This is a genomic window from Actinopolymorpha pittospori, from assembly GCF_014873875.1.
Taxonomy (GTDB): domain Bacteria; phylum Actinomycetota; class Actinomycetes; order Propionibacteriales; family Actinopolymorphaceae; genus Actinopolymorpha; species Actinopolymorpha pittospori.
The window spans coordinates 8,204,828-8,225,644 of sequence record NZ_JADBEM010000001.1; the positions used below are offsets into that span (position 1 = coordinate 8,204,828).

The 20,817-nt window shown below is 71.2% G+C and carries 18 protein-coding genes; 11 read left to right on the forward strand and 7 right to left on the reverse strand.

What is annotated here, in order from left to right; all coding sequences use genetic code 11:
* Positions 1–25: 25 nt before the first annotated feature.
* From tal to pgl, 5 genes are read left to right on the forward strand one after another with little or no spacing between them, the layout of a single operon-like run.
* Positions 26–1,132: a transaldolase gene (gene tal / locus HEB94_RS38145; RefSeq protein ID WP_192754337.1), complete on the forward strand. Its 1,107-nt coding sequence runs from the start codon at positions 26–28 to the stop codon at positions 1,130–1,132.
* A complete protein-coding gene (locus HEB94_RS38150; protein ID WP_192754338.1) occupies positions 1,132–2,751 on the forward strand; it encodes a glucose-6-phosphate isomerase in 1,620 nt (539 codons plus the stop codon). The genes tal and HEB94_RS38150 overlap by 1 nt, the downstream gene beginning before the upstream one ends.
* A complete protein-coding gene (gene zwf, locus HEB94_RS38155; RefSeq protein WP_192754339.1) occupies positions 2,748–4,391 on the forward strand; it encodes a glucose-6-phosphate dehydrogenase in 1,644 nt (547 codons plus the stop codon). The genes HEB94_RS38150 and zwf overlap by 4 nt, the downstream gene beginning before the upstream one ends.
* Positions 4,388–5,761, forward strand: a complete 1,374-nt coding sequence (locus HEB94_RS38160; protein WP_192754340.1) for a glucose-6-phosphate dehydrogenase assembly protein OpcA — start codon at positions 4,388–4,390, stop codon at positions 5,759–5,761. Before zwf ends, HEB94_RS38160 begins: the two co-directional genes overlap by 4 nt.
* Positions 5,758–6,540: a 6-phosphogluconolactonase gene (pgl, locus tag HEB94_RS38165; protein WP_192754341.1), complete on the forward strand. Its 783-nt coding sequence runs from the start codon at positions 5,758–5,760 to the stop codon at positions 6,538–6,540. Before HEB94_RS38160 ends, pgl begins: the two co-directional genes overlap by 4 nt.
* Here pgl and HEB94_RS38170 read toward each other — a convergent pair.
* Both HEB94_RS38170 and HEB94_RS38175 read right to left on the reverse strand, forming a co-directional pair.
* Entirely contained in the window at positions 6,518–7,543 is a 1,026-nt protein-coding gene (locus HEB94_RS38170; RefSeq protein ID WP_192754342.1) for a LacI family DNA-binding transcriptional regulator, read from the reverse strand. The two genes, pgl and HEB94_RS38170, sit on opposite strands and share 23 nt — an antisense overlap.
* 29 nt (positions 7,544–7,572) lie before the next feature.
* Entirely contained in the window at positions 7,573–8,598 is a 1,026-nt protein-coding gene (locus HEB94_RS38175; RefSeq protein WP_192754343.1) for a Gfo/Idh/MocA family protein, read from the reverse strand.
* A gap of 150 nt (positions 8,599–8,748) precedes the next feature.
* Between HEB94_RS38175 and HEB94_RS38180 the strand changes: the two genes are divergently transcribed.
* The 5 genes from HEB94_RS38180 to HEB94_RS38200 all read left to right on the forward strand — a co-directional run bounded on the left by HEB94_RS38180 (position 8,749) and on the right by HEB94_RS38200 (position 14,717).
* The gene (locus HEB94_RS38180; RefSeq protein WP_337918206.1) at positions 8,749–10,284 is read left to right on the forward strand and encodes a sodium:solute symporter family protein; all 1,536 of its coding nucleotides are present in this window, start codon (positions 8,749–8,751) and stop codon (positions 10,282–10,284) included.
* A complete protein-coding gene (locus tag HEB94_RS38185; RefSeq protein ID WP_192754344.1) occupies positions 10,277–11,551 on the forward strand; it encodes an AGE family epimerase/isomerase in 1,275 nt (424 codons plus the stop codon). The genes HEB94_RS38180 and HEB94_RS38185 overlap by 8 nt, the downstream gene beginning before the upstream one ends.
* Positions 11,552–11,648: 97 nt before the next feature.
* On the forward strand, positions 11,649–12,392 hold the full coding sequence (locus HEB94_RS38190) for a 6-phosphogluconolactonase (protein WP_337918207.1): 744 nt from the start codon (positions 11,649–11,651) through the stop codon (positions 12,390–12,392).
* Complete coding sequence (locus tag HEB94_RS38195) at positions 12,379–13,575, forward strand: amidohydrolase family protein (RefSeq protein WP_192754345.1); 1,197 nt, start codon at positions 12,379–12,381, stop codon at positions 13,573–13,575. Before HEB94_RS38190 ends, HEB94_RS38195 begins: the two co-directional genes overlap by 14 nt.
* Entirely contained in the window at positions 13,572–14,717 is a 1,146-nt protein-coding gene (locus HEB94_RS38200; protein ID WP_192754346.1) for a neutral/alkaline non-lysosomal ceramidase N-terminal domain-containing protein, read from the forward strand. Before HEB94_RS38195 ends, HEB94_RS38200 begins: the two co-directional genes overlap by 4 nt.
* Here the strand turns inward: HEB94_RS38200 and HEB94_RS38205 are convergent.
* Positions 14,714–14,938, reverse strand: coding sequence for a ferredoxin (locus tag HEB94_RS38205; RefSeq protein ID WP_192754347.1), 225 nt, complete (start codon positions 14,936–14,938; stop codon positions 14,714–14,716). The two genes, HEB94_RS38200 and HEB94_RS38205, sit on opposite strands and share 4 nt — an antisense overlap.
* Before the next feature lie 46 nt (positions 14,939–14,984).
* Positions 14,985–16,247 (reverse strand): cytochrome P450, encoded by a 1,263-nt coding sequence (locus HEB94_RS38210; RefSeq protein ID WP_238361744.1) that lies wholly within the window; start codon positions 16,245–16,247, stop codon positions 14,985–14,987.
* 344 nt (positions 16,248–16,591) lie between these two features.
* Between HEB94_RS38210 and HEB94_RS38215 the strand changes: the two genes are divergently transcribed.
* Positions 16,592–17,179 carry a TetR/AcrR family transcriptional regulator gene (locus HEB94_RS38215; protein ID WP_192754348.1) on the forward strand — a complete coding sequence of 196 codons (588 nt, stop codon included), beginning with the start codon at positions 16,592–16,594 and terminating at the stop codon, positions 17,177–17,179.
* A gap of 62 nt (positions 17,180–17,241) precedes the next feature.
* Here the strand turns inward: HEB94_RS38215 and nadC are convergent, their stop codons facing one another.
* The 3 genes from nadC to nadA are packed head-to-tail and all read right to left on the reverse strand — an operon-like array spanning position 17,242 to position 20,785.
* Positions 17,242–18,150, reverse strand: a complete 909-nt coding sequence (gene nadC, locus HEB94_RS38220) for a carboxylating nicotinate-nucleotide diphosphorylase (protein WP_192754349.1) — start codon at positions 18,148–18,150, stop codon at positions 17,242–17,244.
* On the reverse strand, positions 18,147–19,772 hold the full coding sequence (locus HEB94_RS38225) for an L-aspartate oxidase (protein ID WP_192754350.1): 1,626 nt from the start codon (positions 19,770–19,772) through the stop codon (positions 18,147–18,149). The genes nadC and HEB94_RS38225 overlap by 4 nt, the downstream gene beginning before the upstream one ends.
* The gene (gene nadA / locus HEB94_RS38230; RefSeq protein WP_192754351.1) at positions 19,769–20,785 is read right to left on the reverse strand and encodes a quinolinate synthase NadA; all 1,017 of its coding nucleotides are present in this window, start codon (positions 20,783–20,785) and stop codon (positions 19,769–19,771) included. Before nadA ends, HEB94_RS38225 begins: the two co-directional genes overlap by 4 nt.
* Positions 20,786–20,817 lie beyond the last annotated feature (32 nt).

Consider the following 20,817-nt stretch of genomic DNA (forward strand, 5'->3'; position numbering starts at 1 on the left):
GCCACCGGCAGTGGAAGGAGAACGGATGAACGACCGACTTGCCGAACTGTCCGGCTCAGGTGTGGCCATCTGGATCGACGACGTGTCCCGGCGCCGACTCAGCACGGGCAACCTGGCCGAACTCATCAAGGACAAGAACGTCGTCGGGGTCACCAGCAACCCGACGATCTTCGCGAAGGCGCTCAGCAACGCCGACGACTACGCCGACCAGACGCGTGATCTCGCCGTCCGCGGCGTCGATCTCGAGGAGGCCGTACGCGCGATCACGACGTACGACATCCGCTGGGCGGCCGACGTGCTGCGTCCGGTCTATGACCGCAGCAACGGTGTCGACGGCCGCGTGTCGCTCGAGATCGACCCCCGCCTCGCGCGGGAGACCGACAAGACGATCGCCGAGGCCCGCGCGCTGTGGCGGCTCGTCGACCGGCCGAACCTCTTCATCAAGATCCCGGCCACGGCCGAGGGTCTGCCGGCGATCACGGCGGCGCTCGCGGCGGGCATCAGTGTCAACGTGACGTTGATCTTCGCCCTCGACCGCTACCGCGCCGTGATGGACGCCTTCATGACCGGTCTGGAGCAGGCCAAGGCCAACGGCCACGACCTGTCGAAGATCGCGAGTGTGGCGTCCTTCTTCGTGAGCCGGGTCGACACCGAGGTCGACAAGCGCCTCGACAAGATCGGCACGGAGCAGGCCAAGGAGCTTCGTGGGAAGGCCGCGATCGCCAACGCGCGGCTGGCCTTCGAGGCCTACGAGCAGGCGTTCGGCACCCAGCGCTGGAAGGCGTTGGAGGCCGCGGGTGCGCTACCGCAGCGTCCCCTGTGGGCGTCCACGTCCACGAAGGACCCCAACCTGCCCGACACGATCTACGTCACCGAACTCGTGACGCAGGGCGTCGTCAACACCATGCCGGAGGCGACGCTGGTGGCCTTCGCCGATCACGGTGAGGTCCACGGCGACACGGTCCGCGGCACCTACGACGAGGCCCGCAAGGTGATCGCCGACCTCGAGGCCCTCGGCATCAGCTACGACGACGTGGTGAACGTGCTCGAGGACGAGGGCGTCGAGAAGTTCGCCGCCAGCTGGAAGGAACTCCTCGAGTCGGTGAGCAAGGAACTCAAGGGGGCCAAGTAGTGACGACGGAGAGCCTCTCTGTCGCGGTAGAACGGCCCCACAGCGACGTCCTCAGTCGCCTCATCGACGACCAGGTGGCGTCCTCCCTCGCCGCGAAGGACCCGACCCTGTGGGGCCCGGAGGCCGAGCCGGAGGCATCTGTCCGGCTCGGCTGGGTCGACCTACCCCGTGCGTCGCGTCCACTGCTGGCGGAGATCGACGCGCTGCGCGCCGATCTGCGCCAGGAGGGGCTCGACCACATCGTGCTGGCGGGTATGGGCGGATCCTCCCTCGCACCCGAGGTGATCACCGCCACCGCCGGCGTCGAGCTCACGGTGCTCGACTCCACCGATCCGTCCGTCATCCGCCGGGCGATCGACGACCGTCTCGAGCGGACCGTGCTCGTCGTGTCGAGCAAGTCCGGCTCGACGGTCGAGACCGACAGCCACCGCCGCGCCTACCTTCGTGCCTTCGCCGACGCGGGTGTCGACGGGCCGAGCCGGATCGTGGTCGTCACCGATCCGGGTTCGCCGCTCGCGAAGATCGCCGAGTCCGAGGGCTATCGCAAGGTCTTCCTCGCCGATCCCAACGTCGGCGGCCGCTACAGCGCCCTGTCGGCGTTCGGACTCGTCCCCGCAGGCCTCGCCGGTGTCGACGTCGCCGACCTGCTGGACGAGGCCGAGGCGGTCACCCCCACGCTCCGGCTCGACTCGAGCGGCAATCCGGCCCTGCTGCTCGCCGCGTGCCTCGGCGGCGGCCACAACGAGGGCCACGACAAGGTCGCCCTGGGCAAGGGCGCCAGTACCAACACCGGTTTCGGGGCCTGGGCCGAGCAGCTGATCGCCGAGTCGACCGGCAAGCTCGGCAAGGGACTCCTCCCGGTCGATCTCGGTGGAACGGGTGGCACCACCCCCGGCTGGGCCAGGCCGGGCGACGACGTGACGTCCGTCGCCCTCGGTTCGCCGCACCACTCCCAGGCCGGCCAGATCATCACCGACGGCCCGCTGGGAGCGATGTTCCAGCTCTGGGAAACGGCCGTCGCGATGGCCGGCCGAGTGATCGGGATCAACCCGTTCGACCAGCCCAACGTCGAGGAGGCCAAGCGGGCCGCGCGGGCCCTGCTCGACCAGCCACCGGCGTCCTCCGACGCGCCGCCACCGGCCTACGTCGACGGTGCGGTGGAGGTCTACGGCGACGAGGACCTGTTGCGCGGTGCCACGACGGTCCGCGACGCGCTCGCCGCGATCGCCGCGGCCGTGCCCGCGCAGGGCTACCTCGCGGTGCTCGCCTACCTCGACCGGGAGGTGGACGGCCAGGCCGCCGCGCTCCGGGAGGCTCTGGGCGGGCGCGCGCACTTCCAGGTCACCTTCGGGTGGGGACCTCGGTTCCTCCACTCGACCGGGCAGTACCACAAGGGTGGCCATCCCAACGGGGCGTTCGTCGAGATCACCGGTGCCATCGCCGAGGACCTCGACGTGCCGGACCGTCCCTACACGTTCGGCCAGCTCATCACCGCACAGGCCGCCGGTGACCTGGCCGTTCTACGGGACAAGGGGTTGCCCACCCTGCGACTTCATCTCACCGACCGGAAAGCCGGCCTCGCCCAGCTTCTGGAAGCGGCCGGAAAGGTGTCTTCATGACCGACGAGCAAAACACGGCGGGGACCGCTGTCGCGGACGGCGGCGCACCGAACGTCGTGGGTGTGCCCGCCGAGACCGAACCGTTGGGCGTGGCCGCCGCGGCCCTTGCCCTCACGCCGCCGGAGGACAATCCTCTCCGCGATCCCCAGGACCGCCGACTCCCCCGCATCGCCGGCCCGTGCGGCCTGGTGATCTTCGGGGTGACCGGCGACCTCGCCCGTAAGAAGCTGATGCCGGCCGTCTACGACCTCGCCAACCGTGGGTTGCTCCCGCCGGGCTTCGCCCTGGTGGGTTTCGCCCGCCGCGACTGGGCGAACGAGGACTTCGAGCAGGTCGTCCACGACGCGGTCAAGGAGTACGCCCGGACGCCGTTCCGCGAGGAGGTCTGGAAGCAGCTGTCGGAGGGCTTCCGCTTCGTCCCGGGCGAACTCGACGACGACGCTTCGTTCGTCCGGCTCCGCGAGACGATCGACGAACTCGACCGTGAGCGCGGCACCAACGGCAACCACGTGTTCTACCTCTCGGTGCCGCCGAAGCTGTTCCCGACGACCGTCCGGCAGCTGAAGAAGCACGGACTGGCCGACCAGAGCCCCGAAAACTGGCGCCGCGTCGTGGTGGAGAAGCCGTTCGGCCACAACCTCGAGAGTGCTCAGGAGCTCAACGCCATCGTCTCGGAGGTCTTCTCCCCTGAGCAGGTGTTCCGCATCGACCACTACCTCGGCAAGGAGACGGTGCAGAACATCCTGGCGCTGCGCTTCGCCAACCAGATGTTCGAGCCGGTCTGGAACGCCAACTACGTCGACCACCTGCAGATCACCATGGCCGAGGACGTCGGCATCGGTGGCCGCGCGGGCTACTACGACGGGATCGGCGCGGCCCGCGACGTCATCCAGAACCACCTGCTCCAGCTGATGGCGCTCACCGCCATGGAGGAGCCGGTGAGCTTCGACGCCAAGAGCCTGCGGATCGAGAAGCAGAAGGTGCTCGCGGCCGTCCACCTCCCGGACCGCCTCGACCTGCACACCGCACACGGCCACTACTCCGAGGGGTGGGCCGGCGGCCTGAAGGTCCGGGGCTACCTCCAGGAGGAGGGCATCCCGGCCGACACCCGCACCGAGACCTACGCCGCGATCAAGCTCGAGATCGACACCAGGCGCTGGGCGGGCGTACCCATCTACCTGCGCACCGGCAAGCGACTCGCTCGCCGGGTGACCGAGGTGGCGGTGGTCTTCAAGAAGGCCCCGCACCTCCCGTTCGCCTCGACCGCGACGGAGGAACTCGGCAACAACACCCTGGTGATGCGGATCCAGCCCGACGAGGGGATCACGCTGCGGTTCGGTTCGAAGGTGCCCGGCAGCCAGATGGAGATCCGGGACGTCACGATGGACTTCGCCTACGGCGGCGCGTTCACCGAGTCCTCGCCGGAGGCCTACGAGCGGCTCATCCTCGACGTCTTGCTGGGTGACTCCCCGCTGTTCCCCCAGCACGAGGAGGTCGAGCTGTCCTGGCGGATTCTCGACCCGATCGTCGGCTACTGGGCCGAGCACGACAAGCCAGAGCAATACCCCGCGGGTACGTGGGGACCGGCGTCCGCCGACGAGATGCTGGCCCGCGACGGTCGGGCCTGGAGGCGTCCGTGATCATCGACCTGTCCAACACCACCGCCAGCAAGATCGCCTCGGCGCTGGTCAAGGCGCGCCGCAGCGCGGGTAGCCCTGCCATGGGCATGGTGCTCACGCTGATCGTGGTGGCCGACGAGAGCAACCACTACGACGCCATGAAGGCGGCCATGGAGGCGGCGAAGGAACACCCGTCGCGCATCCTCGGGGTCATCCCCCGGGGCGGCCGTGGCGCCGCCCGTCTCGACGCCGAGGTACGCGTCGGAGGCGAGAGTGGATCGGGCGAGAGCGTGCTGCTCCGCCTCTACGGCGAACTCTCCCGGCACGCCGAGTCGGTCGTGATGCCGCTGCTGCTGCCGGAGTCCCCCGTCGTCGTCTGGTGGCCCAACAAGGCGCCGGACGTACCTTCGGAGGATCCCGTCGGGCAGCTTTCCCAGCGGCGGGTCACCGACGCGGCGGCGTCGCGGCGACCGCTCGCCACCCTGTCGGGCTTCTGCCACCGCTACCAGCCGGGCGACACCGACCTGTCCTGGACGCGGACCACACCGTGGCGGGCACTGCTCGCCGCCGCCCTGGACCAGCCGCACGGAGCGATCTCCGCGGCGACCGTCGAGGCCGAGCGCGGCAACGCCAGCGCCGACCTGCTCGCCGCGTGGATCGGCGGCCGGCTGGGGATCCCCACCAAGATCAAGGTCAGTCGGGGTCCTGGCATCACCGCGGCGATCCTGCACACCGACCGCGGCGACCTGTCGATCACTCGCCCCGACGGCCGGCTCGCGCAGTACTCCGTTCCGGGCCAGCCCAACCGGCACGTGGCGCTGAAGCGCCGCGAGACCTACGAGCTGCTGGCCGAGGAGCTGCGCCGCCTCGACCCCGACGACGTCTACGCCGAAACCGTCGACGAGCTACTACGTCGTACGACCGGTGGCGGCGAGCAGCTGGTCGAGGCCGGTGCCAGGCGAGCGTCGGGTGCCACCACGGCCAACGGCGCGACCGCCACCAGGGCCTCCACCGATTCCGGCGACTCGGCCGGCTCAACCAACTCGACTCGCTCGGCCAACTCGACCGGCTCCCGCGACTCGGCCGGCTCCGGCGACAAGGACACGGCGAAGAAGACGCCGGCCAAGAAGTCCGCCGCGAAGAAGGCACCGGCCAAGAAGTCGGCGGCGAAGAAGACGCCCGCGAAGAAGACCTCGCCCGCGGCGCGGGCCACCGCCACGAAGTCGGCAGCCACCCTGTCGACCGCGGCCGGGTCCGCGGCGAAGAAGGCGGCGAAGAAGGCGGCGAAGTCGGCTTCCTCGACTGGCCAGAAGTCCACCGCTCGTGGTGGGTCGGCGCGGAAGGCGACGTCCCGCAAGTCCGCTTCAGGTTCCTCCGAGGCGGGCCGATGAGCACGCCCGAGATCGTCGTCCACGCTGACAAGGAACTCCTCGCGCGGGCCGTGGCTGCCCGCCTGGTGACCCGGCTGGTCGACGTCCAGGCCAGCCGTGGCACCGCGTCCGTCGTCCTCACCGGCGGCGGCATCGGCACCGGCGTCCTCGCGGCCCTGGCCGAGTCCCCTGCCCGCGACGCCATTGACTGGCGGCAGCTGTCGGTGTGGTGGGGCGACGAGCGGTTCCTGCCCTCCGGCGATCCCGAGCGCAACGAGACCAGTGCCCGGGCCGCCCTGCTCGACCACGTACCGGTCGACCCGGCGCGAGTGCATCCGATGGGCGCCACGGACGGTCCCGACGGCAAGGACGCCGAGGCCGCGGCCAACAGGTACGCCGAGGAGCTCGCCGCCGCCGTGCGCACCGAGGATCACGGCCCGGTTCCGCGGTTCGACGTCCTGATGCTCGGCGTGGGCCCGGACGGTCACGTCGCCTCGATGTTCCCCGAGCACCCCGGGGTCCATGAGGACCAGCGCCAGGTGGTCGCCGTGCACGGGTCGCCGAAGCCGCCGCCGACCCGGCTGTCGCTGACGTTCCCGGCCCTCAACGCCGCCCGCGAGGTGTGGTTCCTGGTCTCCGGTGAGGAGAAGGCCGGGGCCGTACGCCTGGCCCTCGGCGGTGCCGGACCGGTGCAGATCCCGGCCACCGGCGTCCGCGGACAGCAGCGGATCCTGTGGCTGCTCGACCGGGCCGCCGCCAAGGAGCTTCCGCCCGACCTCACCCGCCCCGGCTCGCGCTGACCGCACCGGTGCTGGACCGGATCACGAGGTGCGTGTCCAGCACGTAGCGCGCGTCGCGCACGTCCGCGTTCCCGAGCACGCCCAGCAGGAGTTCGACGGCCGCGCGACCAGCTTCCCCGGTCTGCGCGGACACCGTGGTGAGCGGCGGCGCCGTGGTGGCGGCCACGCCGTCGTCGCAGCCGACCACGCTGAAGTGCGTCGGCACGGGGATCCCGGCGGCGGCGAGGCCCGCGAGCAGTCCCTGCGCGAGCACGTCGTCGAAGCCGACCGCGGCACTCACTCCAGTGGCGAGAAGGGCGGGTACGCAGGCGACGCCGCTGTCGTAGGTCGGCCTGCGGGCCGCGACGGTCACCAACTCCAGACCCTGGCGAGCCGCGACCGCCCGGCGCAACGCCCGCCGGCGCTGCTGGTGCGCCCAGGAAGGATGCGGCCCACTGACGTAGGCGATCCGGCGGTGCCCGAGGTCGGCGAGGTGGTCGACGGCGGCGTTGATCCCACCCGTCGGGTCGATGAGGACGCGTGGGATGCCCTCGAGATCGCGGTTGACGAGAACGACCGGCCGTCGCTCCGCGTGCCTGCGGACGCGCGCCGCGTCCAGCCGGGACGACGCCAACACGATGCCCTCGACCTGTCCGGTGAACCTCGCGAGCAGTGAGTCCTCGCGTTCGGCGTCCTCGTCGGAGTCACCCAGGAAGACGCCGTAACCGGCCGCGTCGGCGGCCCGCTGCGCACCTCGTACCAGTGGCGGGAAGAACGGGTTGGCGATGTCTGGGACCACCAGGGCGATGGTGGCGTAGCGGCCCGTCGACAGCCCCCGGGCGACGATGTTCGGTGTGTAGCCCAACCGGGTGGCGACCGCGCGGACGTGCGCGACGGTCTCCGGCCGCAGCAGGTCCGGGCGGCTGAACGCCCGGGACACGGTCGCGCGGGAGACGCGGGCGGCCTCCGCGACCTCGCGGATCGTGGGCGCACCACCCGGCGCCTGGGCTGGGACTCTGCTCATGACGTGCGAAGCGTAGGTCGTCGTGGTCCTCAGACCGCGACCGATCCACCACTGTCGAGGGACCGGTGGATGGCGTCCAGGATCGCCGTGACGTGCCGGCTGTGCGCGAGCGGCACCAACGGTTCGGTGTCGTCGACCACGCATCCGACCACGTGGCCGACCGCGAGGGCCAGCGCGCCGGCCTGCACACCGTGCAGAACCGGCATGATCGAGGTCCGGGGGTAGCGGAACTCCGTCGGGGTGGCTATCTCGAGTTGGTCGTCCTTGCGATCGAGGTGCACCACTCCGTGTTCGCCGACGACCTCGATGAAGGAGTCGGTCATGGTCGGGTAGGTGTCGGGATAGATCCAGCACGACTCGAACGTCGCTACCGCGCCGGAGGCGAAGCGGACCTGCGCCTGGATGGCGTCCGGCGTCTGGATGCCCTGCGCGTCGAGCACGCCGCGCACCCCGGTCGCGAAGGTCTCGACAGCGGTGTCGTCGCCGAGGAACCAGCACACCAGGTCGATGTCGTGGCTGGACAGGAACCACGCCGGGGTCGTCCGCTCCGCCCAGGTGAGCATCTGCGTCGGCACGTGGATGCGGTCGTTCTTGCGGGCGTAGGCCAGGCGTGGGCGGCCGATCGCGCCCGCCGCGATGTGCGCCTTCGCCTCGGCGTAGCTCGGGATCCACCGGTGGTTGAACGACGTCATCGCCGTGACACCCGCCCGCTCGACCGCGGCGATCACCCGGTCGGCGTCGGCGAGGTTGGTGGCGAGCGGCTTCTCGACCAGCAGTGCCTTGCCCGCCTCAGCCGCGGCGACGGCTATCTCCGTGTGCAGGTGGTCGGGGGTGGCGACGATGACGAGGGCGACGTCCTCGCGGGTGAGGAGTCGCGTGTAGTCGTCGGTGGCCACCGGCGCGCGGTGTCGGGCCGCGAGCGCCCGCGCCGCGTCCACCGGAACGCTCGCCACGCCGACGAGCCGGGCCCGCGGATCGGCCGCCACCGCCCCGGCGTGCGCCGTCCCCATCACACCCGCGCCGATGACCGCCACGCCGACTGGTTGCTCCGCCATGGCTGCACACGGTTGCACATCGTCCTCGCGTGCGGCAACGCTCCAAGACGGCCGGTACTGGCAGGGGCTTCGACACCTCCAGCGATTGACCTGCAACCGCTTGCACGACAGACTCGATCGCCATCCGCAACGGCCCGGCAGGAGGGATTCGTGGGCACCTTCGGTTGGCTCGTCGTCATCGGCTACTTCGTCGTGATGGTCGGTATCGGCGTGTGGGCGAAGTCGCGGATCCGTGACGCCCGGGACTTCTTCGTCGCCGGCGGCCGGATGCCCTGGTGGCTCGCGGGCATCTCCCACCACATGTCGGGCTACAGCGCCGCGGTCTTCGTGGGCTACGCGGCGGTGGCGTACCAGTTCGGCGTCACCCTCTACGTCTGGTGGGCGCTCACCATCACGTTCGCGATGTTCGTTGGTGCGGCCCTCTTCGCCCCGCGCTGGTCGCGGCTGCGCCAACGCCGCGGCATCATCTCCCCGCTCGAGTACCTCTCGACGAGGTACGGCGTCCCGACCCAGCAACTGCTGGCCTGGAGCGGTACCGCGCTGAAGGTGTTCGACGTCGGCGCCAAGTGGGCGGCGACCGCGATCCTGCTGCGGGTCTTCGCCGACGTCCCGCTGTTCTGGGGCATCCTTCTCACCGGCGGCGTGACCCTCGTCTACTCCACCGTCGGTGGCCTGTGGGCCGACGCGCTCACCGACTTGGGGCAGTTCGTCATCCAGTTGCTCGCCGGCGTGACCCTCTTCGTCGCGGTGCTCGCCAAACTGGGCGGCGTCTCCGCCATCTGGGGGATCTGGGACCGGCTGCCCGAGAGCCACGCTGCGCCGTTCAACGGTGACTACACGGTCGGCTTCGTCCTGGCGTACGTGCTCATCTCCACGCTGTCCTACAACGGCGGAACGTGGAACCTCGCCCAGCGCTTCATCGCCGCGCCGACCGGCACGGCGGCCCGCCGCGCCGCGCTGACCTCGGCGGTGCTCTACCTCGTCTGGCCGCTGGTGCTGTTCTTCCCGATGTGGGCGGCGCCGCTGCTGTTGCCGAACCTCTCCGACCCGTCGCAGTCGTACGCCCTGCTCACCACGCAGCTGCTGCCACAGGGGCTGGTCGGACTCGTGCTCGCCGGGATGTTCGCCCACACGATGGCGATGACCTCCTCCGACGCGAACGCGATCTCCGCCGTCGTTCTCCGCGACATCCTGCCCACGGTGTGGAAGGGCGCCCGGACGATGGGTGGCCGGCTCGAACTCACCATCGGCCGGATCTCCGTGTGCGCGTTCATCGCGTTGTCGATGGTCATCGCGCTCGCCGCCGACTCCTTCGGCGGTGTCCTCGGCCTGATCGTGTTGTGGTTCGGGGCGCTCGTCGGTCCGATCGCGATCCCGATGCTGCTCGGCATGCTGCCCGCGTTCCGCCGCTGCGGACCGACCGCGGCGATCGTGTCCTGGGCGGTCGGACTGGTGGTGTTCGCCCTGGTGAAGTACCCCCTGGCCGACACGATCACCGGCATGGGCGCCCACCTGGGCCAGACCCTCACCGTGGCGGCCCCGGTCGTCTGCTCGCTCGTGGTCTTCGTCGTGATCGGACTAGTGCGGCCATGGCGCGACGAGGGCAGCGACGCGCTGATCGACGCCCTCGCGAGCGACGCCGAGCCGGCCGACGGCCAATCCGGCAAGGTGACCGCTCATGCCTGACGTCGCGAATCCCACGTCGCACCTAGTGCACGACGTCCTCGCCTGGTGGCTGCGCAACGGACCCGACCGCTACCACGGCGGTGTCCTCACATGTTGGGACAACCAGGGCGAGAACCTGCTCTCGACCGACAAGTACACCTGGTCGCAGGGTCGCTGGATCTGGTTGCTCGCAAGGGTCGTCGAGGCGGTCGAAGCCGGCCGACTGTCCGCGCAAGGCGTCCTTGACAGTGCCGAGCTGCGCGGGCTGGCCCGAGGGAGCGTGGAGTTCGTGCGTTCCCACGCGGTCCTGCCCGACCAGACCACGGCGTACGTCACCGATCGCGCCGGCACGCCGTACGAGCCGTCGCCCGGGTCGGGCCTGCACGCCAGCCTGTTCGCGGACTGTTTCGTCGCGCTCGGCCTGGCGGCGTGGGCCCGGATCGGGCCCGACATCGACGCAGGGACAGCGGCGGTGGCGCTGCTCGAGTCCGCCGCCGAACGGGTTCGCGCGGGTGTGGCGAAGACCGACCCCTACCCGATCCATCCGGACTTCACGGCGCTGTCGCTGCCGATGATCCTGGTGGGTACGGCGACGGAGGTCTTTCTCGGGACCAGGTCGCCGCGCGCCGCGGCGATCGCGGTCGAGGCGGCGGGCACCATCGGTTCCGCCCTGCGTACCGGCCCCGCCGGGGCCGACCTGGTGGAGATGCGCCCACGGGTCGACGGCCTGGACGACACCCTGCTGGCGCGGCACCGCACACCCGGCCACGTGCTCGAGTGCCTGTGGTTCCTGGCCCACGCCGCCGAGGCCGTACCGGGCGTGGCCGCAGCACTCGGTCCGGACCCTCGCTGGCTGCCCACGGCCGCACTGCACGCCCTCGAACTCGGCTGGGACGACCGCCACGGTGGACTGTTCCGCTATGCCGACCGCGACGGTGGCGAGCCGCGCGGCCGGACGCTGGCCGATCCCTACGAACGCCTCGTCCAGGAGACCTGGGACACCAAGCTGTGGTGGCCACACGCCGAGGCTCTCTACACGACCGCCCTGCTGGCGCGACGATTCCCCGACGCCGGCGCCCACCTGGGCGCATGGCACCAGCGCCTGCACGACTACACCTACGCGACGTTCCCCGCGGGCCCGGGCCGGGAGTGGACACAGATCCGGGACCGGGACGGCACCCCGCTGTCCAGGACGGTCGCGCTGCCGGTGAAGGATCCGTTCCACATCGCTCGCGCGTTGCTCCTGCAGGTGGAGTTGATCAGTCAAAAGCCCGACGAAGACCGGTGAGTGCCGCGAGAATCCCCTCTCCAGCAAAGAAACAGACCGCACAGACCGACCCTGCGATCTCGGACCAGCCGAGCATCCACGTCGAGAGGATGACCACGTGACCGATCCGATCGTCCGCGTCTTCGCCGACCGCGCCAGTATGGGCCACGCGGCCGCGGCCGACATCGCCGCCGAGTTGCGCGAACGCCTGTCGTACCAACTCGCTGTCCGGATGGTGTTCGCGGCCGCGCCGAGCCAGCGCGAGGCGCTGGACGCCCTCGTCGCCGAGGCCGGAATCGACTGGAACCGCGTCACGGCGTTCCACATGGACGACTATCTCGGCCTGCCCGAGGGTGCACCCCAGCGCTTCGGGCAGTGGCTGCGGGAGGTGGTCTTCGACCGGTTGCCGTTCAAGGACGTTCACCTGATGCGCACCGACGGCGACCCCGAACTCCGGGCCGCGGAGTACACCGCCCTGCTCGCGGAGGAGCCGATCGACGTGGTGGTGCTCGGCATCGGCGTCAACGGCCACATCGCGTTCAACGACCCGCCGGTCGCGGACTTCGCGGACCCGAAGGCGGTCAAGGTGGTCGAACTCGACGAGACCTGCCGGCAGCAGCAGGTGGACGACGGCTGTTTCCCGACCCTGGCCGACGTCCCGCCGACCGCCCTCACCCTCACCGTGCCGCGACTGCTCGACGCGGGCCGGCTCTTCTGCGTCGTGCCCGGCCGGGCGAAGGCGACCGCGGTCCGACGTACGCTCCGCGAGCGGATCGGTGAGGCGTGTCCGGCCACCGCGCTGCGCACCCACCAGGCATGCACTCTCTACCTCGACCAGGACTCCGCCAGTGAGCTCGCCTGACGCCCTCGAGACCTCCGCCGTCCAACCGTCCGCCCTCGAACTCTCCGGCCGCGACCCCGCGACGGGCGGCCGGCTCACCGTCGCCGTGCGCGACGGTGTGGTCGCGGAGGTCCACCTGGACAGCGCGGACCGGCCCGGCGACGAGACGCCCTGGCTCTCGCCCGGTCTGATCGACCTGCAGGTCAACGGCTACGCGGGCTTCGACGCCAACGACCCCACCGCCGGGCCGGAGGTGATCGGTGCGCTGGCGCGGTCGCTGTTCGCGGTCGGCGTCACCACCGTGGTGCCAACCGTGGTGACGGCCTCCGAGGAGCACATCCTCGACTGCCTGCGTCAGGTCGTCCGGGCCCGGGCCGACGACCCGCTCGTCCGGCACGCGATCCCGTTCGTCCATGTGGAGGGTCCGCACCTGTCGGAGGAGGACGGGCCCCGGGGCGTCCACGCGCGTGACCAGGTCCGGCCACCCGACGCCGCGGAGTTCGAACGCTGGCAGCAGGCGAGCGAGGGCCTGGTCGGGCTGGTCACGATGTCGCCGCACTTCCCCGACAGCACGGCCTACATCGCCCAGTTGGTCTCGCACGGCGTTCGCGTCGCGGTCGGCCACACCCACGCGACGCCGGAACAGATCCACGCGGCGGCCGACGCGGGCGCGACCCTGAGCACCCATCTGGGCAACGGCGCGCACGCGGTCCTCCCCCGCCATCCCAACTACGTCTGGGCCCAACTCGCCGACGACCGGCTCAGCGCCGGTCTCATCGCCGACGGCCACCATCTCCCGACCGACACCCTGATCGCGATGCTCGCCGCCAAGGGGGCCGGTCGGGCGTTCCTCGTGTCCGACGCCACCACGCTCGCGGGTTCGCCGCCGGGTGTCTACGAGACTCCGGTCGGTGGGTCGGTCGAACTCTCCGCCGACGGTCGGTTGTCCCACGTCGGTACGCCGTATCTCGCCGGCGCGGCGCGTTCCCTCACCGAGGGCGTGGCACACCTCGCGGGACTCGGCCGGCACTCACTGGCCGACGCGCTCGCCCTCGCCAGCGCCGTACCGGGGCGGATCTGCGGGGGCCGGGGCCGGCTCGAGGTGGGCGCACCGGCCGACCTGGTGGCGTTCCGGTGGGTGGCCGGCGACCCCACCCTCACCATGGAGCGGGTGCTCGTGGGCGGGACGACGGTCCTGCGATGAGTTCGCCGCCGGACGGGGTGCTCGTGGGCGCGCACGTCGCCGACGTCACCCCGCCGGTCGGGCTCGCGATGTCCGGGTTCCTCGCCCGGACGTCGCCGGCGACCGGCACCCACGACCCGCTCACGGTTCGTGCGGTGACCATCGGATCCACCGCGGTCGTGACGGTGGACGCCTGCGGTCTCCACGAGGACACCTGCGTGCGGGTTCGCGAGCGGCTGCTCGGTGCGAGCGACCTGACCGCGGTCGTGGTCACCGCCACGCACACCCACGGTGGTCCGGCGCTCGTACCCGGCCGGCTCGGTGGCCCGGTCGACTCCGGCTACCTGCGACGCGTCGAGCAGGCGTGCGTCGAGGCCGTCCTGCGAGCGCGGACGAAGGCGCGGCCGGCGACCGCGTGGTTCGGGTCCGGGGCCGATCCCGACGTCACCCGCAACCGGCGCCGCCCGGACGGCCCGGTCGACACCGCACTGCCGGTCCTGTCCTACCTCGACCCGGCCGGCCGCGTCATCGCCGTGATCACGTCGTACGCCTGCCATCCGGTCGTCCTCGGCGCCGACAACACGCTCTGGACGGCGGACTATCCGGGCGTCGTACGCCGGGAGATCGAGGCTGCCCGTCCCGGCGGGGTCGCGCTCTTCCTCACCGGCTGCTGCGGCGACGCCAACACCGGCCATCCCGCCAGCGCCTCGACCCTGACGGTGAGCGACTCCCGTACCTTCGAGGCGTGTGAGAAGGCCGGTCGGCGGATCGCGCAAGCTGTCCTTGACGCGCCGGCGACGCCGACGGCCGGTCCCACCGGCGCCCGCTCGGGCGAGGTCGTCCTCGACCGCCGCGACGGCGGGAGCTGGCGTGGCCGGGTGAGCGTACTCACGTGGTCGGGGGTCCGGCTCGTCGCGCTGCCGGGCGAGCCCTTCGCCGCGACCGCGCTCGCGCTCCGCGCGGGTCTGCCCGGGCAGTTGCTCACCTTCGGGTACGCCGACGGCTGCCCCGGCTACTTCCCGACCCGGGAGGAGTTCGCGTACGGCGGGTACGAGGTCGAGGAGGCACACCGCTACTACGGCATGCCGGCGGCGTTCGCCCCCGGGTGTGCCGAGCGACTGCGCGACGAAGCCCTCCACCTCGCGGGCGCCGCACCTGCCTAGGGCTCGTCGGCCTCGTCGCGCTCGTCGGCCTCGGCCAGGCGCAGCGCCCCGGACGGGCACAGTTCGACCGCCTCGCGCAGGTCGCCCAACCGGGACGGGTCGGGATGGGCGTCGAGCAGCGTCACGAGCCCCTCGTCGTCGGAGTCGAACAGGTCCGGTGCGGTGAGCACGCACTGTCCCGCGCCGATACACACGTCCCGATCCGCCCTGATGTGTGGCATGTCGTCCTCTCTCGCCGGCGCCGCGTCGGCGTTCTTCCTAAGCCGGTCACCAGCTCACCGGGAAGCTGTTCATCCCGAAGATCCCGCCGCCGTACTTGAACGACAGCGCCTCGTCCGGCTCGTCGGTGCGCAGGTCCGGGATCCGCTCGAAGAGGGTGCGGTAGGCGATCTCCAGCTCCGCGCGGGCGAGGTTCTGCCCCAGGCACTGGTGGATGCCGTACCCGAACGCGACATGGTGGCGGGCACCGCGCCCGACCTCCAGCTCGTCGGCGTTCGCGAAGACCCGCTCGTCCCGGTTGGCCGACGCACCCAGGACGAAGACGCCGTCCCCGGCGCGGAGGAGTTGGCCGCCGATCTCGACGTCCTCGATCGCCATCCGGTCGAACGCCACCCAGTCGACGACGGAGAGGTACCGCAGCAGTTCCTCGACGGCTCCGGGCCAACCCGTGGGATCGGCCCGCAGGCCGGCGAGCTGGTCGGGGTTGCGCAGCAGGGTGAAGACCCCCAGCGGAATCATGTTCGCGGTCGTCTCGTGGCCCGCGACCAGCAGCAGGAAGGTCATGTTGACGAGCGCGTTGTGGCTCAGCTCGCCCGCGGCGACCGGTCCACGCAGCAGCCGGCCGATGAGGTTGTCGCCGGGATCGCGGGTGGCGCGGCGCACCAGGTCGTCCAGGTAGTCGCGGATCTCCATGATGGCCTCGTACGCCCCGCGCGGGTCGTCGGAGGAGGCGAGCATGCGCCGCGTCCGCGACTGGAAGTACTCTCGGTCGGCGTAGGGCACGCCCAACAGCTGACAGATCACCAGGGACGGCAACGGCAGCCCGAACGCCTCGACCAGGTCGGCACTCGCGCCGCCCGCGAGCATGTCGTCGATCAGCTGGTCGGCCGTCTGCTGGATGCCGGGACGTAGCTGGTTGATCCTGCGGACGGTGAACTCCGTGATGAGCATCCGCCGATAGATGTCGTGCTCGGGCGCGTCCATGTCGATGAACGAACCTTCGTGCAGCTTGGTCCGCATCACCTGTTCGTACTCCGAATGCTCCCGCTTCCCGAGGACTGGAAAGTCGGGCCGGCTGGTGTCGGTGCTGATGCGCGGATCGGTCAGGACCTGCTGGGCTTCCGCGTGCCGCGTCACCACCCAGATCACGGCGCCACTGGGGACCTGGACCCGGACGAGCGGGCCTCGGGCGCGGAGCTCGGCGTACTCCGGCGGCGGCGCGTACGGGCATCGCCGCGCCATCGGGAAGCTCCGCGGCGTCGCGGCGTCCCCTACCGCGGCGTCCCGGTCGGGCGAGTCCTGCATGGTCATAGTCTTTCCCCCTGACGAGAAGATCCTGACGGATCCAGCTACCTTACTTACATGAAAGTAAGCGGACTGGACCGTCGAGGTCAACGGGGCGTCCCGTAAAGAAGTCGCCATGGATCTCCGCGGCGAAGGAACGGGTCGGTCACCCAGAACAGCACCGCGCAGGCGGCCCACGCGGCACGTCAGGGTTGGTTGGCGTCCAAACGACGGTGGGACAGCCGGCCGTACGACGCCTGGACGCGACCCGGCTGCACGGACGGGTGAGGGTGACACCGACCACGACAGCTCGCCGAGACACAGCTGACCCAGACAGCTGACCCAGACACAGAGGGAGTACCGAAGCGCAGATGGCCGGGCGACGCAGCGACACCCGGGAACGGATCCAGCAGGTGGCGCTGGAGCTGTTCTCCACGCAGGGATACGAGCAGACCTCTCTGCGCGAAGTGGCCGAACGTCTGCGCATCACCAGGCCCGCGCTCTACTACCACTTCCGGACCAAGGAGGACATCCTCTCCAGCGTCCTGGAGGACCTCGGCTCCTCGATCGAGGAGCTGGTCCAGTGGGGGCAGGCCCAACCGCGGACAGCGCGGGCGCGCCGGCAGATCCTGCACCGGATCGCCGGGCTGCTCAACGACCAGTGGCGTCCGCTGGTGAGGTTCTCCCAGGTCAACCAGACCGCGATGAAGAGCCATCCGGACGGCGCGCGGATGCAGGAGCGCATGCTCGCGCTCGTGTCCCTGCTGAGTGACCCGGACGCGGAACCCGCCGCGCAGTTCGAGGCCCGCCTCGCGGTCGTCGCGCTGTTCATGGGCACCGTGCCGTTCCTCTTCGACCTCGGTCTCACCGACGAGCAACGCTCGGCGGTCGCGCTGGAGGTCGCGGGCAAGCTCGTGGCCGACCCCGACGAGACCGACGACCCCGACGAGACCAACTGAGACGCGCACCGCCCGTCCTGCCCGCGGGCGGGCGACCCACGGGCAGGACGGGCGTGACCGCTTCAGCTCATGTCGAGGCCGAGGTCCAGTGCGGGAGCCGAGTGCGTCAGGGCGCCGACCGCAAGGTAGTCGACGCCGGTCTCGGCGTAGGACCGGGCGACATCGAGGGTGATGCCGCCCGAGGCCTCGAGCCGGGTGCCGGTGCCCGCTGCCCGGGTACGACGTACGGCCTCGGCGCACTGCGCGGGTGTGAAGTTGTCGAGCAGGACGAGTTCCGCCGCGGCGGCGAGGACGGAGTCCAGCTCCTCCAGCGTGGTCACCTCGACCTCGCGCGGCAGGTCCGGCGCCTGCGCGCGGACCGCCGCCAGTGCGGCGGCCACCGAGCCGGCCGCGACGACGTGGTTGTCCTTCACCAGTACGGCGTCGCCGAGACCCATCCGGTGGTTGACCCCGCCACCACAGCGGACGGCGTACTTCTCCAGCACCCGGAGGCCGGGCATCGTCTTACGGGTGTCGCGGATCGCACACCCCGTGCCGGCGACCGCCTCGACCCAGGCCGCTGTCTCCGTCGCGATCCCGGACAGGTGACACACCAGGTTGAGCGCGGTGCGTTCGGCCGTCAGCAGGGCCCGCACCGGTCCCCGCAGCACCAGCGCCGGCTTGCCCGCCTCCAGGCGGCTGCCGTCGGCCTCCTGGGCGAGGACCTCGAACTCGCCAGGTGCCACCAGGTCGAGGACGGCCGGCACGAGCGCGCCACCCGCGAGGACGCCTCGCCGGCGTGGCGTGAGGTCGGCTTCTGCCCGCGCGTCGGCCGCCACGGTGGCCGCCGTCGTCACGTCGGGACCGTAGCGGAGGTCCTCCGTCAAGGCCGTCCTGACGACGCGCAGGGCGTCCTCGACGTCCAGTCCGGCCTGCTCCAGTCCTGCCACCACGGCGGGTGAGAACTCCCGCGTCGCGAGTGTTCCGGTCATGCGACTCCTCCCAGATCCAGGGAGCGCACCAGCGCGGGCTGGCCCGCGTCGTCCAGGCCCACGACCAGGCTGCGCCTCCATCGTTCGTCGTCTCGCCCGGCGTGGTCGTGCCGGAGGTGGCAGCCGCGGGACTCCTGCCGCTCGCCGGCGGCGAAGACCAGCGCCCGGGCCACCAGGTGGAGCGCGGCGTCCTCCACGTCACCGCGCCCGCGAGGCACTCGACGTTCGGACATCGAGTCGAGTGACTTCGCGACGACCTCGAGGCCGTCGTGGTCGCGACCGATCGCCGCGTGCCGGCTCATCAACTGCTGCAGGACCGGCCGATCGGCGACCGGCTGCGCGGCCGGCTCCGCTTCGGTCGCGGTCCTGGGATCACCGAGTGCCCCGGAGGCGTGGTCGGCGGCGACCGCTCGCGCGGCGCGCGTGCCCACGACCAGCCCTTCCAGCAGGCTGTTGGACGCGAGCCGGTTGGCGCCGTGCAGACCCGTCCGGGCCACCTCGCCCGCGGCGTAGAGCCCTGGTACGCAGCTGCGTCCGTCGACCGACGTCACCACGCCACCGCAGCCGAAGTGCGCCGCCGGGGCGACCGGGATCGGCTCGGTCGCGGGATCGATTCCGGCGTCCTGGCAGGCGGCGTACACGGTCGGGAACCGCGTCCGGAAGGCTTCCCCCGACCGATGCGTGGCGTCGAGGAAGACATGGTCGTCTATGCCGCCGGGTGCCTCGGCGAGCCGGCGGATGACGGCCGCGGACACGACGTCGCGCGGCGCGAGGTCCTCCAGTGGGTGGACTCCCGCCATCACCCTGGCACCGGCGCCGTCCACCAGGACGGCACCTTCACCGCGCACCGCCTCGGTGACGAGCGGCCGGCGTCCCCTCGCACCACGGCCGTTGTGGAGCACGGTCGGATGGAACTGCACGAACTCCAGGTCGGCCACCATCGCCCCGGCACGCAGCGCGAGCGCGACGCCGTCCGCGGTCGCGACGTCGGGGTTGGTGGTCGTCTCGTAGAGCTGACCGAGTCCACCGGTCGCGAGCAGGACCGCCGGTGCGCGCAGCCGGCCGAGTGTGCCGCCGTCGTCGACGACGGCGAGGCCGGCGACCGCGCCCGCCGGAGTCTTCGACACCGCCACCGCCGAGTGGCGTTCGAGCAGCGTCAAGGCTCGGTTGCGGGCGCCCGCGAGCAGGGCTCGCTCGACCTCCGCGCCGGTGGCGTCGCCGCCGGCGTGGATCACCCGGAACGCCGTGTGACCTCCCTCACGGGTGCGCGCGAGCCGTTGGTGCGGACCGGCGTCGAAGACCGCGCCAGCGTCGCGCAGGCGGGCGACGGCGCCCGGTCCGTCGGACAGGATCGTCGCCACGGCCTCCAGGTCGCACAGGCCCGCGCCCGCGACGATCGTGTCGTCGATGTGCCGGCGGACGGAGTCGTCCGGATCATGTTCGCCGGGCAGCACGACTGCGACGCCACCCTGCGCCCAGCGGGTGTTGCCGGCGTCGGCCTCCGCCTTGGTGACGACGACGACACGCAGCCCGCGAGCGGTGGCCTCCAGCGCGGCGGTGAGTCCCGCGACGCCGGTGCCGACGACGACCAGGTCGGCGTCCGCCTCCCAGCCGCTACTCATTCGCCGCCGCCAGGACGGCCGATCTCGACCATCCGTTGGACCGCTCCGCGGGCGCGTTCGGCGATGTTGGCGTCGACGTTCACCTCGTCGGTTCCCTCGCGAAGGCTCCGCAGCAACGCGCCGGGGGTGATCATCTTCATGTAGCGGCAGGAGGCCCGGTCGTTGACCGGGCGGAAGTCGACGCCCGGAGCGGCCTTGCGGAGTTGGTGGAGCATGCCCACCTCGGTCGCGACCAGCACCGAACGGGACTTCGTCTCCTTCGCCTCGTCGAGCATCCCGCCCGTCGAGAGGATCTTGACGCGCTCGGAGGCCACGGCGCCCTCGCCCGCGAGGTAGAGCGCCGACGTCGCACACCCGCACTCGGGGTGGATGAACAGCTCGGCGTCTGGCAGGGCGGCCGCGCGTTCAGCGAGTTCGGTCCCGTTGATGCCCGCGTGGACGTGGCACTCCCCCGCCCAGACGTGCAGGTTGTCCCGGCCGGTCTCCCGCTTCACGTGCGCGCCGAGGAACATGTCGGGCAGGAACAGCACCTCCCGGTCGGCCGGGATCGAGGCGACCACCTCGACCGCGTTGGACGACGTGCAGCAGATGTCGGTCTCCGCCTTCACCTCGGCCGTCGTGTTGACGTACGACACCACGACCGCGCCCGGGTGCTCAGCCTTCCAGGCACGCAACTGGTTCGCGTCGATCGAGTCGGCGAGGGAGCAGCCGGCCCGGGCGTCGGGGATGAGCACCGTCTTGTCGGGGCTGAGGATCTTGGCGGTCTCAGCCATGAAGTGCACGCCGCAGAAGACGATGGTCGACGCCTCGCTGGTCGCCGCGATGCGGCTGAGCGCGAGCGAGTCGCCGGTGTGGTGCGCGATGTCCTGAATCTCAGGTATCTGGTAGTTGTGCGCGAGAATCACGGCGTCACGCTCAGTGGCGAGACGCCTCACCTCGTCTCGCCACGCTTCGTCTGGCACCACACCGTCGTAGGCGCCAGCCGTGTGTTCCGCTGAAGCGACAGCGGTCATGAGACCCTCCCGGAGGGTTTTCGCCTAGTAAT